Below are 14,442 nucleotides of genomic sequence, written 5' to 3'. Positions count from 1 at the left end.
TTTTCGAACTTCCCGCCCTGCCCTCGCCTCCTACATAACAAGCCCATTGCCACGGCATGCCCATGGACCTTGTTATCGCGCGACCTGAAGGTTTGTACTGCCCGCCCGGGGATTTTTATATCGACCCGTGGCGCCCTGTCGAACGCTCGGTGATTACCCACGGCCATGGCGACCATGCGCGCACGGGCAACACCCATTACCTGGCCGCCGAACCTGGCGCGGGCATCTTGCGTGCACGGCTTGGCCAAGACATCAGCCTGCAAACCCTGGCCTACGGTCAGCCCCTGAAACACCACGGCGTCACCCTCAGCTTTCACCCGGCGGGCCATGTGCTGGGCTCGGCGCAGGTTCGGTTGGCCTACAAAGGTGAAGTGTGGGTAGCCTCCGGGGATTACAAAGTGGAACCCGACGGCACCTGCGCGCCGTTCGAGCCCGTGCGCTGTCACACGTTCATCACTGAATCGACCTTCGGCGTGCCCATTTACCGCTGGCAGCCGCAAGCGCAGATTTTTGCCGAAATCAATCAGTGGTGGCGTGCCAATCAGCGCGTGGGCAAAGCCAGCGTGCTGTTCTGTTATGCCTTCGGCAAAGCGCAGCGCATTTTGCACGGGATCGACGCCAGTATCGGCCCGATCGTGACCCACGGGTCGGTGGAGCCGCTGAACCGGGTGTACCGCGACGCGGGCATTTACATCCCTGAAACCCTGTACGCCGGGGACCTCAAAAAGACCGACCCCTTGCTACGACAGGCCTTGATCCTCGCGCCTCCCTCTTCGGGCGGCAGCACCTGGATGCGCCGCTTTGGCGATTACAGCGATGCCTTCGCCAGCGGCTGGATGCGCCTGCGCGGCCCGAGGCGACGCCGGGGGGTGGACCGCGGATTTATTCTGTCCGACCACGCCGACTGGCCCGGATTGTTGTGGGCCATCGAGCAAACCGGCGCCGAACGGGTCATGGTGACCCATGGTTCGATCGGCACGCTGGTGCGGTTTCTGCGGGAAAAGGGCCTCGATGCCCAAGGGTTTGTCACCGAATACGGCGATGACGAAGACGCAACGCCCCCGCCGGAGCCCGCCTCATGAAGGCCTTCGCGCAGCTCTATGGTCGACTCGACGCCACCACCTCCAGCAACGCCAAACTGGCCGCGCTGCAAGACTATTTCAGCCAGGCCCAGCCCGCCGATGCCGCCTGGGCGGTGTACTTTTTGGCAGGCGGACGCCCGCGCCAACTGGTGCCCAGCCGCGTATTGCGCGAGATTGGCATGCAACAGGCCGACCTGCCTGAATGGTTGTTTGAAGAAAGCTACCAAGCCGTCGGCGATCTGGCCGAAACCCTGTCGCTGCTGTTGCCTGAATCCCTGCACCGCAGCGAGGCCGGGCTCGCTGACTGGATTGAGCATCATCTGTTACCGCTGCGCGGAGCGTCGCCAGAAGACTTGGCGCAGCGCCTCCCGGCCCTGTGGGCGCAACTCGATCAACAAAGCCTGATGGTCTGCATCAAGTTAATCACTGGCAGTTTCCGCGTGGGTGTCTCCAAACTGCTGGTGACCCGCGCCCTCGCGGCCCTCGCCGGGGTCGACAGCAAGCGCGTGGCCCAGCGGCTGGTGGGTTATACCGAGTTGTCGCGCAAGCCTTCTGCGGCCGACTACCTGAAACTGATCGCCGAACCGTCAGCCGATGAACACGCGCAACGGGGCGGGCAACCTTATCCGTTCTTCCTCGCGCATCCGCTGCAACTGCCGGTCGAGCAATTCGAGGCCCAGCTGGGGCCGCCTACCGACTGGCAAGTGGAATGGAAGTGGGACGGTATCCGCGCCCAACTGGTCAAACGCGACGGGCAAGTATGGCTGTGGTCGCGGGGCGAAGAGTTAATCAGCGAGCGCTTCCCGGAGCTGCTGGAAATGGGCGCTGCCCTGCCGGACGGGAGCGTCATCGATGGTGAAATCGTGGTCTGGAATCACGCGTCGCAAATCGGCCCCCGCGTGCAGCCATTCGCCCTGTTGCAGCAACGTATTGGCCGCAAGACGCTGAGTAAAAAGATCCTTCAAGAAATTCCGGTGGTGCTGCTTGCCTACGACCTGTTGGAGTGGCAAGGCCAGGATTGGCGCCAGCACCCGCAGCACTACCGGCGGGCGCAACTGGAAGCCGCCGTGGATCAGGCCAACCAGTCCGCGTTGCAGCTATCCCCCCTATTGCAAGGGCGCGACTGGTCGGACTTGGCGCAACAACGCACGGCGTCTCGGGCCTTGGGCGTGGAAGGGATGATGCTCAAAGCGCGCACGGCGCACTACGGCGTCGGGCGCACCAAGGACGTGGGCGTGTGGTGGAAATGGAAAGTCGACCCGTTCAGTGTCGACGCCGTGCTCATCTACGCCCAACGCGGGCATGGTCGGCGTGCCAGCCTCTACAGCGATTACACCTTTGCCGTATGGGACGGACCGCCGGAAAAATCGGATCGTCAATTGGTGCCCTTCGCCAAGGCTTATTCAGGGTTAACCGACGAAGAAATGCGCAAAGTCGACGCGATCGTGCGCAAGACCACTGTCGAGAAGTTCGGCCCGGTCAGCAGTGTGACCCCCAGCCTGGTGTTCGAGCTGGGGTTTGAAGGCATTGCTCTGTCAAGACGCCATAAAAGCGGGATCGCCGTGCGCTTTCCGCGCATGTTGCGTTGGCGACAGGACAAACCCGTGGCTGAGGCCGACAGCCTTGAAACCCTGCAAGCCCTGCTGGGCTAAAGGCCATCGCCTGTGCGGAAAACGCGGTAGGGGAGCTTTTCGCGAGCCAGCATCGCTGCCATTATTCGGACCTGTGTGACCTCATTGGCCGGAACGCTGCAGGCTGGCGCTCCCTGACCTGGCTCATCGGGACTTTTGCATGCGAACAGAACGACATCGAACTCACGCCTTGCTGGCCCCCGTACCCGGCAGTGAACGCCAGCTTCATAGCTTTCACTATGGCCCTGAGCAGCCGCAGGGCAAGGTCTACATTCAGGCCGCGCTGCACGCGGATGAACTGCCGGGCATGCTGGTGGCGTGGCACCTCAAGCAGCGGCTGGCCGAGCTGGAAAGCGAGGGCCGGTTGCGCAGTGAAATCGTGATCGTGCCGATGGCAAACCCCGCTGGCCTGGAACAAGTGCTGATGGACGTCCCCCTGGGCCGCTTTGAATTGGAAAGCGGGCAGAATTTCAATCGCCTGTTTCTCGATTTAAGCCTTGAAATAGGGGATGCCGTTGAAGGGCTTTTAACCGATGATCCCACTCATAACCTGCATCTGATTCGCCATCATTTGCGTGAAACCCTCGCTCAGCACGTGCCCATGACCGCGCTGCAATCTCAGCGCCTGACCTTGCAAACGTTGGCCTGCGATGCCGATATCGTGCTGGACCTGCATTGCGATTTCGAAGCCGTCCCTCACCTTTACACCACCCCCGATGCCTGGCCCCGTGTCGAACCGTTGGCGCGTCGCATCGGTGCACAGGCAAGCCTGCTGGCCACCGATTCAGGCGGACTGTCCTTCGACGAATGCCTGACGCTTTTGTGGTGGGAGCTCAAGCAACGCTTCGGGCACGTCGCCGCCATCCCCCAGGGTTGTGTGTCAGTCACCGTGGAGTTGCGCGGTCAGCATGACGTCAACCACCCCATGGCCAAGGCCGACTGTGAAGCGTTGCTTGATTATTTGATCGACCTGGGTGCCATTGCTGGCGACCCGCCACCTGCCCCCGCGTTGTTGTGCCCCGCTACGCCGCTGGCCGGGGTTGAACCGGTGACGACGCCCGTCGGGGGGCTGCTGGTGTTTTGCGCCCGCCCGGGCGAGAGACTGCGCGACGGCCAACTGATCGCGCAGGTCATTGACCCGCTCAGCGACCGCGTCACGCCCATTTACAGCGCGACTGAAGGCGTGTTGTACGCCCGGTCGTTACGGCGCATGGCCACGGCCGGCATGGTCATCGCGCATGTGGCGGGGGCCGGGGAGCACCGCAGCGAGTACCTGCTGTCGCCTTGAGGCGAGCGACAATTTTGGGCACTAACCGGCAGCACTCGCGGTCTCTGAATCAAGCCCCCTCAGAGCATTACCCGCGCGTATGGCTGACTCCAATAACTTCGCGAAACAGTGGTTCAGTGCTCGACAGTGGGTGCCGTTCGCCTTTCAGAAAAAGGTCTGGGCGGCGGTCAAGCGCGGTGAGTCCGGCCTGCTGCATGCCAGTACCGGCGCCGGCAAAACCTATGCAGTGTGGTTTGCAGCCCTCAACCGCTTTGCCCGTGCCGCACCAGCCAAACCGCTGACCCCGCCCAAATCGCGCAAACCGGCCAGTGCACCGCTGACGGTCCTGTGGATCACCCCCATGCGCGCGCTGGCAGCGGACACTGCGCGGGCGCTGGATGCACCGCTGGCAGAGCTGGACATCCCGTGGAGCATTGGCCTGCGCACGGGCGACACCAGCAGCAGCGAACGCGCCCGACAGGGTCGATGCCTGCCCAGTGCGCTGGTGACCACCCCCGAGAGCCTGACCTTGCTGCTGACCCGTGCCGACGCAAAGGCACAGATGTCCAACCTGCGCATGCTGGTGGTGGATGAGTGGCACGAGTTGATTGGCAACAAGCGCGGGGTGCAACTGCAATTGGCGTTGGCACGATTGCGCAAATGGAATCCACAACTGATCGTGTGGGGTATTTCTGCAACCCTCGGCAATCAGGCCCACGCCCAGGATGTGTTATTGCCGCAAGGCGGGGGCGTCAGTGTCCAAGGCAACGTCATCAAGGATTTACAGGTCGACACCCTGCTGCCGCCCTCCATCGAACGCTTTCCCTGGGCCGGGCATATCGGACTGCGCATGCTGCCCGCGGTAGTGGCCGAAGTGGACAGCAGCGCCAGTTGCCTGATTTTTACCAATACCCGCGCGCAATCCGAGATTTGGTATCAAGCGTTGCTGGAAGCCCGTCCCGACTGGGCCGGATTGATTGCTCTGCATCACGGCTCCTTGGCCCGAGGCGTGCGGGACTGGGTTGAGCGCAGCCTCAAGGAAGGCACGCTCAAAGCGGTGGTTTGTACGTCGAGTCTGGATCTTGGGGTGGATTTTTTACCGGTTGAGCGGGTGCTGCAAATCGGCTCGGTCAAAGGCATCGCCCGCTTGATGCAACGTGCGGGCCGCTCGGGTCATGCGCCGGGGCGGCCTTCGCGTGTGACGCTGGTGCCGACCCACAGCCTGGAGCTGGTTGAAGCCGCTGCCGCCAAAGCCGCCGTGGCCGCCCGCTTGATTGAACCCCGCGAATCGCCCCACTGCCCGCTGGATGTGTTGGTGCAACATCTGGTCAGTATGGCGTTGGCCGGTGGCTTCACGCCTGATGAGTTGCTGGACGAAGTGCGCAGCACCTGGGCTTATCGCGACCTGAGCGAAGCTCAATGGCGCTGGGCGCTGGCGTTTGTCCATCATGGCGGCGACTCGCTGACCGCGTACCCGGACTACCAGCGTGTCGAACCCGATGCCGACGGCGTGTGGAAAGTCCCCAGCGCACGCCTGGCCCGACGCCACCGCATGAGCATCGGCACCATCGTCAGTGACGCCAGTATCCAATTGAAGTACTGGCGCAAAGGCGGCGGCGGGCAATCGCTGGGCAGTGTCGAAGAAGGGTTTATTGCACGGCTCAAACCGGGTGACGGCTTTCTGTTCGGCGGGCGCTTGCTGGAATTGGTGCGCGTCGAAAACATGGTGGCGTACGTCAAACGTACCTCGGGCAAAAAAGCCGCCGTGCCGCGCTGGAACGGCGGGCGCATGCCGCTCTCCAGCGAGTTGGCGCATGCGGTTGTCGCGCAACTGGATGCCGCTCGCCAGGGGCAGTTCACAGGCCCGGAAATGCAGGCGATCAAGCCCTTGCTGGAGGTGCAACAGGCATGGTCGGCCCTGCCCGGCACCCATACGCTGCTGGCCGAAACCCTTAAATCCCGTGAAGGGTGGCACCTGTTCCTGTATCCCTTTGCCGGGAGGCAGGTGCACCTGGGGTTGGCCAGCCTGTTGGCCTGGCGGATCAGTCAACAGCAACCGCTGACGTTCTCGATCGCGGTGAATGACTATGGTTTTGAACTGCTCAGCGCGACCGCGGTGGACTGGGCGTCCCTGCTCAAGGCAGGCCTGTTTGATGAAGACCACTTGCTGGAAGACATTCTTGCCAGCCTCAATGCCGGTGAACTGGCCTTGCGGCGCTTTAGGGAAATTGCGCGTATTTCGGGACTGGTGTTTGGCGGTTACCCCGGCGCGCAGAAAAGCACGCGCCAGGTTCAAGCCTCCAGCGGGCTGTTTTTTGAAGTCTTCAAGCAATACGACGCCAACAATCTGCTGTTGACCCAAGCCCAGGAGGAAGTATTGCGTCAGGAGTTGGATATTCAGCGCCTGGAACAGACCTTGAGTGACATGCGCGCACTGACGCTCGATGTGCATGCCATCCAACGAGCCACCCCGTTCGCCTTCCCGCTGTTGGTGGAGCGTTTTCGTGAAAGCCTCAGCTCTGAAAAACTGGCGGATCGTATCGCACGCATGGTCAAGGACCTGGAAGCCGCTGTCGTGAAAGGAACGAAATAGCATGAAAGTGGTGGTTGAACTGGCAGGTGAAGAGCTATGGCTGTTGGCAGAAAAGGCCATCTATTGGCCGCGCCGACACACCCTGTTGATAGCTGACGCGCACTTCGGCAAAGCGGCAGCCTATCGAAAACTGGGCCAGCCGGTGCCGACCGGCACGACTCAAACCAATATCGATGTACTGAATCGATTAATGCGGCGTTATCCCTGCACAGAGGTGATTTTTCTGGGGGACTTCCTGCACGCACCCGAATCCCACGCGCTGAACACATTGGCGGCCATTGGCGCGTGGCGCGAGGCGCACTCTGATGTGTCGATGAGGTTAATCAGGGGCAACCACGACCGGCGTGCCGGGGATCCGCCTGAGGCATTGAAGATTGAGGTGGTAGCCGAACCGTGGTTGGTGGGGCCCTTTGCCCTGCAGCATGAGCCGCAGCCCCATGCCACTCACCATGTACTGGCCGGCCATGTGCATCCCACTTTCCGCTTGCGCGGTAAAGGTCGGCAAAGCGTACGTGCGCCCTGTTTCTGTCTCGGCCCAAGGATCAGTTTGCTACCGGCGTTCGGTGCATTCACAGGGGGGATGAACGTCAGCCCTGCGCCGGGTACGCGCCTGTATCTGGTAGCAGATGAAGGCGTGTGGCCACTGACGCATGACTGACTGAATATTCACGCCACTGGCGCAGGCGGTGGCTCGTCCGGAATTGTCGGGACGCCCGGTTCAGTGGGTTGCGGGGTATCGGGGTCAGGCTGGCCGGGGATGCCGCCTGCTTGCATCGGAGGGTGTGCGAGCAGCGACCAGGCCAACATACCGACCTGATTCGGTTCAAGGCTGGCCAGTTGGGCGCGGATACTCGGATCAATCTTCATAGGGGCACTCCTGAGCGTGGATCCGGCGCGCTGGGTGCATCACCGGAAATACACCCAGTAGAGTGTATTTTCGCTCAGGAATTCCCTCGGTTCGTCAGGTACGCGGCAAGGTCACGCCACGTTGGCCCTGATATTTACCGCCACGGTCCTTGTAGGAGACTTCGCATTCCTCATCGGATTCGAAGAACAGCATCTGTGCGACGCCTTCATTGGCGTAGATTTTCGCCGGCAAGGTCGTGGTGTTGGAGAACTCCAGCGTCACGTGGCCTTCCCACTCCGGCTCAAGGGGCGTCACGTTGACGATGATGCCGCAGCGGGCGTACGTGCTTTTACCCAGGCAGATCGTCAGCACGTTGCGCGGAATACGGAAGTACTCGACGGTGCGCGCCAGCGCGAATGAGTTGGGCGGGATGATGCACACGTCACTGGTGACATCGACAAAGCTGCCCTCATCGAAGTTTTTCGGATCGACGGTGGCGGAGTTGATGTTGGTGAACACCTTGAATTCGTTCGCGCAGCGCACGTCATAGCCGTAGCTCGACACACCATAGGAGATCAGACGGTCGGCGCCTTCGCCACGCACCTGGCGCTCAACGAAGGGTTCGATCATGCCGTGCTCTTGCGCCATGCGGCGGATCCACTTGTCTGATTTGATGCTCATGGCGGGGTGTCCTGAATAGCGAGGTGGAAAAATTCTGTTCGGCATCTTACCGGGGCGAGGTGTCAGGTTCAAAAGCCTGAGAGAGATTTATTGAAAATAGCTGTAGCGACCGGGAATACAGGCTGTGAGGCCAACCGCCAGTCACGTTTTTAGAGAAACCTTCGCAAAGACCCTTTGCACGTTCCTGAAAAAGGGTTAAGGTGGCGTCACTGTGTTGCTTGTGTCACTGAGAATCTCTACACGATGTTGAATTTCGATCCAACCATCTCCAAGAATTTTTCCTGCTCTTTGCACTCAGTCTCGGCCAGGGCTTTTCCTGAGTCGCAGTTATCTTTGTCCAAGGAGTTACACCATGTCTAATCGCCAAACTGGTACCGTTAAGTGGTTCAACGATGAAAAAGGCTTCGGCTTCATCACTCCACAATCCGGTGACGACCTGTTTGTTCACTTCAAAGCAATCCAATCCGACGGCTTCAAAAGCCTGAAAGAAGGCCAACAGGTTTCTTTCATCGCTACTCGCGGTCAGAAAGGCATGCAAGCTGAGGAAGTTCAAGTTATCTAACTTGTACTGATCCAGTAAAAAACCCCGCCCTCAAAAGCGGGGTTTTTTTATGCCTGCCGTAAAAGCAACACGTGCCCCGTACTTCAACAGGGGCGAGCCAGCCCGCCCCCGCTGCCGAATTTCAATCGTCGCTGGTGGTGATGGTCGGCATGGCTTGTGATGCGGCTTCGTGCAAGACGATGCGTGCGCCCACATGCCGGGCCAATTCCTGATAAATCATTGCGATCTGGCTGTCCGGTTCGGCAATCGCCGTCGGCTTGCCGCTGTCCGCCTGCTCGCGAATGGCCATCGACAGTGGCAGTGAGGCCAACACCTCAACACCATATTGCGTCGCGAGCTTCTCACCCCCGCCCTCGCCGAACAGATGCTCTGCGTGACCGCAATTGGAGCAGATGTGGACCGCCATGTTCTCGACAACCCCCAATACCGGGATATTGACCTTGCGGAACATTTCGACACCTTTACGCGCATCCAGCAATGCCAGGTCTTGAGGCGTGGTCACCACGACAGACCCGGTGACCGGAACTTTCTGCGCCAGGGTCAGCTGGATGTCCCCAGTGCCCGGCGGCATATCAATCACCAAGTAGTCCAGATCATTCCAGGCCGTCTGCGTCACCAGTTGCAACAGCGCGCCAGACACCATCGGCCCACGCCACACCATCGGCGTGTTGTCATCGGTCAAAAAGGCCATGGACATCACTTCAACGCCGTGGGCCTCAATCGGCACAAACCATTTCTGGTCACGGATCTTCGGCCGTGTACCTTCCGGGATACCAAACATTACCCCCTGGCTCGGCCCATAAATGTCGGCATCCAGAATACCGACCCGCGCACCTTCGCGCGCCAGTGCCAACGCAAGGTTTGCGGCCGTGGTGGATTTGCCCACGCCCCCCTTGCCCGAGGCCACCGCCACGATGTTTTTAACATTGGCCAGCCCCGGGATTTGCGCCTGGGCCTTGTGCGCTGCAATCACGCAGTTGACCTCAACCTTGGCAACTGACACGCCATCCATGTTTTCAATGGCCATTTGCAGCATCTGCGCCCAGCCATTTTTGAACAGACCGGCGGCGTAGCCCAATTCCAGTTGCACGCTGACGCGATCGCCCTGGACATCGACATGACGGACGCAGCCGGCAGACACAGGGTCCTGATTCAAGTAAGGGTCGGTGTACTGGCGAAGGACAGCCTCCACCGCTGCGCGATTGACGGCGCTCATGGGCAACTCCCGAAAAGATCTGATTAAAACAGGCCGCTATCCTAACCTTCTGAAGCAACCAAAGCAGGCTTTTAAAAGCCTTGAAACCACCATAAACCCTCAGATACGTGTCCACGGGGTGAAATATATCGCCCGGCGCTTTATAGTGGCCGACCACCGTCTCATCAAGTAGCCGAGCCCCATGTCCGAGCCACGCAAGATCCTCGTCACCAGCGCCCTGCCCTATGCCAATGGTTCAATCCACCTTGGCCATATGCTTGAGTACATCCAGACCGATATGTGGGTGCGCTTCCAGAAGCAACGCGGCAACCAATGCACGTATGTTTGCGCAGACGACGCCCACGGCTCGGCAATCATGTTGCGCGCTGAAAAAGAAGGCATCACGCCAGAGCAACTGATCGCCAACGTCCAGGCTGAACACAGCGCCGACTTTGCCGACTTCCTCGTTGACTTCGATAATTTCCACTCGACCCACGCCGAAGAAAACCGTGAGCTGTCGAGTGCGATCTACATCAAGCTGCGCGAAGCGGGCCATATCGCAACTCGCTCAATTACTCAGTACTTCGACCCGGAAAAGAAAATGTTCCTGGCCGACCGCTTCATCAAGGGCACCTGCCCGAAATGCGGCACTGAAGATCAATACGGCGACAACTGCGAAAAATGTGGTGCCACCTACGCACCCACGGATCTCAAGAACCCGAAATCAGCGATTTCCGGTGCCACACCGGTTCTCAAAGAGTCGCAACACTTCTTCTTCAAGCTGCCAGACTTCGACGCCATGCTCAAAAGCTGGACGCGAAGCGGTGCCTTGCAAGATGCCGTCGCAAACAAAATTGCCGAATGGCTCGATGCGGGTCTGCAACAGTGGGACATCTCACGCGATGCACCCTACTTCGGTTTTGAAATCCCCGATGAGCCCGGCAAATATTTCTATGTATGGCTGGATGCACCCATCGGCTACATGGCCAGTTTCAAGAACCTCTGCGCACGCCGTCCTGATCTGGATTTCGACGCCTACTGGGCCAAAGACTCCACTGCCGAGCTGTATCACTTCATCGGCAAGGACATCGTGAACTTCCACGCCCTGTTCTGGCCCGCCATGCTCGAAGGCGCAGGTTATCGCAAGCCAACGGCCATCAACGTGCACGGCTATCTGACGGTCAACGGCCAGAAAATGTCCAAATCCCGCGGCACCTTTATCAAGGCCCGCACGTACCTGGACCACCTGTCGCCTGAATACCTGCGTTACTACTACGCCTCGAAACTGGGTCGCGGGGTCGACGACCTGGACCTCAACCTCGAAGATTTCGTGCAAAAGGTCAACTCTGACCTGGTCGGCAAAGTGGTGAACATTGCCAGCCGCTGCGCAGGCTTTGTCCACAAGGGCAATGCGGGCGTGTTGGTTGAAGGCAACGCAGCACCTGAGCTGACCGATGCATTTCTGGCGGCCGCTCCGAGCATTGCCGAAGCCTATGAAGCACGCGACTTCGCACGCGCCATGCGCGAAATCATGGCATTGGCCGACCGCGCAAACGCCTGGATTGCCGAAAAAGCCCCATGGGCCATGGCCAAGCAGGAAGGTAAACAGGACGAAGTCCAGGCGGTGTGCGCACTGGGTATCAACCTGTTCCGTCAGTTGATCATTTTCCTCAAGCCTGTGTTGCCGGTACTGGCCGCCGATGCAGAGGCATTCCTCAATGTGTCGCCGTTGACGTGGGACGATCACACCACACTGCTGAGCAATCATCAGTTGAATGCATTCAAACCACTGATGACCCGCATTGACCCGGTAAAAGTACAGGCCATGACTGACGCATCGAAAGAAGACCTGGCTGCGAGCCAGACCGACACTGGCTCCGCCGCCCCCAAAGGTAACGGCGAACTGGTAAAAGAACCTCTGGCAGCCGAGATCGACTTTGACGCTTTCGCCGCCGTTGACCTGCGCGTGGCCTTGATTCTCAAGGCAGAGGCCGTTGAAGGTGCCGACAAATTGTTGCGCCTGACCCTCGACATCGGCGACGAACAGCGCAACGTGTTCTCCGGGATCAAAAGTGCCTACCCGGACCCGGCCGCACTCGAAGGTCGCCTGACGATGATGATTGCCAACCTCAAGCCGCGCAAAATGCGTTTCGGCATCTCGGAAGGCATGGTCATGGCGGCAGGCCCGGGCGGTGAAGAAATTTACCTGCTGAGCCCTGACAGTGGCGCCAAGCCGGGTCAACGCATCAAGTAAGACACCGCGCCTCACATTCGCTGACGACCTGCGGGTCGTCAGCGAACGTTCTACAGTAGCCTCCCTTCCTGCCTTGTCGGATAATCAGCACCCTCGCTTGACGGCGACCATGACTGACCTGACATTCACGCGTTACTACCAAGCCCGTTTCGATGATTCCCTGATCATGAGCGCAGCGGACGGCTTGCTGTCGTTGGAAACATCACACAATGAGCCTGATACAACAGATCGATGCCTTATTGCCGCAAACCCAGTGCGGAAAATGCGGCCACCCGGGCTGCAAACCTTATGCACAAGGGATTGCGCAGGGCGAAGCGATTAACAAATGCCCTCCTGGTGGTGAAGAAACCCTTCATGCCCTCGCACAGTTGCTCCAGGTGCCTGTCATTGCCCTCGACGCAGAGCGCGGATCTGCTGCCGCTCAAGTTGCCTACATCCGCGAAGCTGAATGCATCGGCTGCACCAAATGCATTCAGGCTTGCCCGGTTGATGCCATTCTCGGCGCTGCCAAGCTGATGCACAGCGTAATCGTAGATGAATGCACAGGCTGCGACCTGTGTGTTGCGCCCTGCCCGGTAGACTGCATTGAAATGCGCCCACTCCCCCAGAACGTCATTGCGGTGATTGGTGGGCTTGCACAGCGTACGGACGAGTACCAAGCCCGCGCACAAAAACGGCAACATGCACGTTTTCGTTATGAACAACGTGAAGCCCGCCTCAAGCGTGAAGATGAGATCAGGCTAGCCGCACGCGCTGCACGCTCCCAACCTGTTGCGGTGGGTCACCCGACAACGCGCGAATCCAACGTGCAATCCATCTCCAGCACACCCGGTAGCGATGAAGTGGCGCTTAAAAAGGCCAAAATTACGCTGGCGATGGCCCGCGCTCAACTGCACAAGTCACTCAAAGCCTTTGGCCACCCTCCTACAGCACAACAACAAGCCCAACTCAACGTGCTCGGGCAACAATTTGAATCTGCCGAACAGGTATTGGCGACACTTGAAAAAACACCTCAGCCCTTGGCGCCCACAGCCAGCACCCAGGGCGCCGATCTCAAGCGCGCAAAAATTCAATTGGCACTGCGCCGGGCAGAGCTGAACAAAGCCATCAGCCTGAATCGCTCAACCGAAGAGTTGGCGCCATTAAAAGAGGCCGCGGATCGCGCAGAACGGCTGATTATTTCGTTGAACGACGCTAGCGCTTGATATTTTTCAGATCGATACACATTTTCTACCGCGCATAAACCGACAGCCCATCAGGAAACGCCACTACTCATGAACGCCGCAAAGCGCCTTGAAATATTTCGTCGATTCCACGAAGACAATCCTGAGCCCAAAACGGAGCTGGCTTACTCATCGCCCTTCGAACTGTTGATCGCGGTTATTTTGTCCGCACAGGCAACCGACGTGAGCGTCAACAAGGCTATGGCCAAATTGTTTCCGGTCGCGAATACGCCAGAAGCCATCTACGCTCTGGGAGTGGACGGCTTATCGGAGTACATCAAGACCATCGGCTTGTATAACAGCAAGGCCAAAAACGTGATTGAGGCATGCCGGTTACTGATCGAGCGACATGACAGCCAAGTGCCGCAGACACGGGAAGCGCTCGAAGCACTTCCGGGTGTCGGCCGCAAAACGGCGAATGTGGTGCTAAACACCGCGTTCAGGCAGGTTGCCATGGCCGTCGATACTCATATTTTTCGTGTAAGCAACCGTACCGGCTTGGCGCCGGGCAAAAATGTGGTGGAGGTCGAAAAGCAACTGATGAAGTTCGTGCCCAAGCCCTACCTGCTGGATGCGCACCATTGGCTCATCCTCCATGGGCGCTATGTGTGCCAAGCACGTAAGCCCAGATGCGGGAGCTGCCGAATTGAAGACCTGTGCGACTTTAAGGAAAAGACGTCTGATGATTGAGCGATAGCGATTTTATTCACTGATCGATTGAGAAAATCTTTTTTACCCTGGCGATGTTTGTCGCTATAAGGGGCGCCAATAGCTGTCTTGGTCTGGAGTGAGCAGAATGAGCACTGGCAAAGAAGAACTGGATGTAGACGAAGAGCTTGTGTCAGACGAGCAGGAGGAAGAGGTCGTCCCGGCTCCGGAGGTGGCGAAGACCAATCTCGCCAAACGCAGAACCATTGATAATCTTCTGGAAGAAAGAAGACTCCAGAAGCAGCTTTCGGACTATGACTTCGATCTCTGATCTGTAGTGGTCAACTTATCCCGGACACGACTTTAAGTTTTTCCTCGGCCCGCGCTGGAGCCAACCCATCGTTGAATTGATGAGGCCTAATCCAATTGTAGCGATGCATCAAAAAATGGCTGATATCG

12 protein-coding genes and 1 pseudogene are annotated in these 14,442 nt (G+C 59.0%); 10 read left to right on the top strand and 3 right to left on the bottom strand.

The genetic code is table 11. From position 1 onward, the window contains the following. Positions 1–62: 62 nt before the first annotated feature. From V6F78_RS17085 to pdeM, 5 genes are all read left to right on the top strand, one after another. Entirely contained in the window at positions 63–1,082 is a 1,020-nt protein-coding gene (locus V6F78_RS17085; protein ID WP_047292493.1) for a ligase-associated DNA damage response exonuclease, read from the top strand. Further along, the gene (locus tag V6F78_RS17080; RefSeq protein WP_332727950.1) at positions 1,079–2,734 is read left to right on the top strand and encodes an ATP-dependent DNA ligase; all 1,656 of its coding nucleotides are present in this window, start codon (positions 1,079–1,081) and stop codon (positions 2,732–2,734) included. The genes V6F78_RS17085 and V6F78_RS17080 overlap by 4 nt, the downstream gene beginning before the upstream one ends. Positions 2,735–2,873: 139 nt before the next feature. Further along, positions 2,874–4,001 carry a succinylglutamate desuccinylase/aspartoacylase family protein gene (locus V6F78_RS17075; protein WP_332727949.1) on the top strand — a complete coding sequence of 376 codons (1,128 nt, stop codon included), beginning with the start codon at positions 2,874–2,876 and terminating at the stop codon, positions 3,999–4,001. 79 nt (positions 4,002–4,080) lie between these two features. Next, positions 4,081–6,573, top strand: a complete 2,493-nt coding sequence (locus V6F78_RS17070; protein WP_193077733.1) for a ligase-associated DNA damage response DEXH box helicase — start codon at positions 4,081–4,083, stop codon at positions 6,571–6,573. Position 6,574: 1 nt separating this feature from the next. Continuing rightward, positions 6,575–7,231 carry a ligase-associated DNA damage response endonuclease PdeM gene (gene pdeM, locus V6F78_RS17065; RefSeq protein WP_047292486.1) on the top strand — a complete coding sequence of 219 codons (657 nt, stop codon included), beginning with the start codon at positions 6,575–6,577 and terminating at the stop codon, positions 7,229–7,231. An 8-nt stretch (positions 7,232–7,239) separates the two neighbouring features. Here pdeM and V6F78_RS17060 read toward each other — a convergent pair whose 3' ends face one another. Together V6F78_RS17060 and dcd are read right to left on the bottom strand one after the other, a co-directional pair. Next, a complete protein-coding gene (locus V6F78_RS17060; RefSeq protein ID WP_047274028.1) occupies positions 7,240–7,440 on the bottom strand; it encodes a hypothetical protein in 201 nt (66 codons plus the stop codon). Positions 7,441–7,534: 94 nt separating this feature from the next. Next, positions 7,535–8,101, bottom strand: coding sequence for a dCTP deaminase (dcd, locus tag V6F78_RS17055; protein WP_019411020.1), 567 nt, complete (start codon positions 8,099–8,101; stop codon positions 7,535–7,537). Positions 8,102–8,453: 352 nt separating this feature from the next. On the opposite strand from dcd, the gene V6F78_RS17050 reads away from it, so the two are divergent. Continuing rightward, positions 8,454–8,663 (top strand): cold-shock protein, encoded by a 210-nt coding sequence (locus tag V6F78_RS17050; protein ID WP_002554837.1) that lies wholly within the window; start codon positions 8,454–8,456, stop codon positions 8,661–8,663. Between the two features lie 121 nt (positions 8,664–8,784). Here the strand turns inward: V6F78_RS17050 and apbC are convergent, their stop codons facing one another. Then, positions 8,785–9,879 (bottom strand): iron-sulfur cluster carrier protein ApbC, encoded by a 1,095-nt coding sequence (apbC, locus tag V6F78_RS17045; RefSeq protein ID WP_047274024.1) that lies wholly within the window; start codon positions 9,877–9,879, stop codon positions 8,785–8,787. Between the two features lie 181 nt (positions 9,880–10,060). On the opposite strand from apbC, the gene metG reads away from it, so the two are divergent. The 4 genes and pseudogenes from metG to V6F78_RS17025 all read left to right on the top strand — a co-directional run bounded on the left by metG (position 10,061) and on the right by V6F78_RS17025 (position 14,314). Next, a complete protein-coding gene (metG, locus tag V6F78_RS17040) occupies positions 10,061–12,112 on the top strand; it encodes a methionine--tRNA ligase (protein WP_047292484.1) in 2,052 nt (683 codons plus the stop codon). 194 nt (positions 12,113–12,306) lie between these two features. Then, a pseudogene (gene rsxB / locus V6F78_RS17035) lies at positions 12,307–13,317 on the top strand (electron transport complex subunit RsxB); the annotation flags it as partial. 69 nt (positions 13,318–13,386) lie between these two features. Further along, entirely contained in the window at positions 13,387–14,025 is a 639-nt protein-coding gene (gene nth, locus V6F78_RS17030) for an endonuclease III (protein ID WP_047278722.1), read from the top strand. Positions 14,026–14,131: 106 nt separating this feature from the next. Further along, positions 14,132–14,314, top strand: coding sequence for a PA3496 family putative envelope integrity protein (locus tag V6F78_RS17025; protein WP_047274016.1), 183 nt, complete (start codon positions 14,132–14,134; stop codon positions 14,312–14,314). The last annotated feature ends 128 nt before the right edge of the window (positions 14,315–14,442 follow it).

Source organism: Pseudomonas sp. ESBL9 (genome assembly GCF_036668715.1).
In the GTDB taxonomy this organism is placed as follows: domain Bacteria; phylum Pseudomonadota; class Gammaproteobacteria; order Pseudomonadales; family Pseudomonadaceae; genus Aquipseudomonas; species Aquipseudomonas lundensis.
This window is presented reverse-complemented; position numbering and strand designations above follow the sequence as displayed.

Excerpts from the sequence above, each read along its gene's own strand:
- V6F78_RS17085 (WP_047292493.1), top strand. The coding sequence starts at position 63 with ATGGACCTTGTTATCGCGCGACCTGAAGGTTTGTACTGCCCGCCCGGG.
- V6F78_RS17080 (WP_332727950.1), top strand. The coding sequence starts at position 1,079 with ATGAAGGCCTTCGCGCAGCTCTATGGTCGACTCGACGCCACCACCTCC.
- V6F78_RS17075 (WP_332727949.1), top strand. The coding sequence starts at position 2,874 with ATGCGAACAGAACGACATCGAACTCACGCCTTGCTGGCCCCCGTACCC.
- V6F78_RS17070 (WP_193077733.1), top strand. The coding sequence starts at position 4,081 with ATGGCTGACTCCAATAACTTCGCGAAACAGTGGTTCAGTGCTCGACAG.
- pdeM (WP_047292486.1), top strand. The coding sequence starts at position 6,575 with ATGAAAGTGGTGGTTGAACTGGCAGGTGAAGAGCTATGGCTGTTGGCA.
- V6F78_RS17060 (WP_047274028.1), bottom strand. The coding sequence starts at position 7,440 with ATGAAGATTGATCCGAGTATCCGCGCCCAACTGGCCAGCCTTGAACCG.
- dcd (WP_019411020.1), bottom strand. The coding sequence starts at position 8,101 with ATGAGCATCAAATCAGACAAGTGGATCCGCCGCATGGCGCAAGAGCAC.
- V6F78_RS17050 (WP_002554837.1), top strand. The coding sequence starts at position 8,454 with ATGTCTAATCGCCAAACTGGTACCGTTAAGTGGTTCAACGATGAAAAA.
- apbC (WP_047274024.1), bottom strand. The coding sequence starts at position 9,879 with ATGAGCGCCGTCAATCGCGCAGCGGTGGAGGCTGTCCTTCGCCAGTAC.
- metG (WP_047292484.1), top strand. The coding sequence starts at position 10,061 with ATGTCCGAGCCACGCAAGATCCTCGTCACCAGCGCCCTGCCCTATGCC.
- nth (WP_047278722.1), top strand. The coding sequence starts at position 13,387 with ATGAACGCCGCAAAGCGCCTTGAAATATTTCGTCGATTCCACGAAGAC.
- V6F78_RS17025 (WP_047274016.1), top strand. The coding sequence starts at position 14,132 with ATGAGCACTGGCAAAGAAGAACTGGATGTAGACGAAGAGCTTGTGTCA.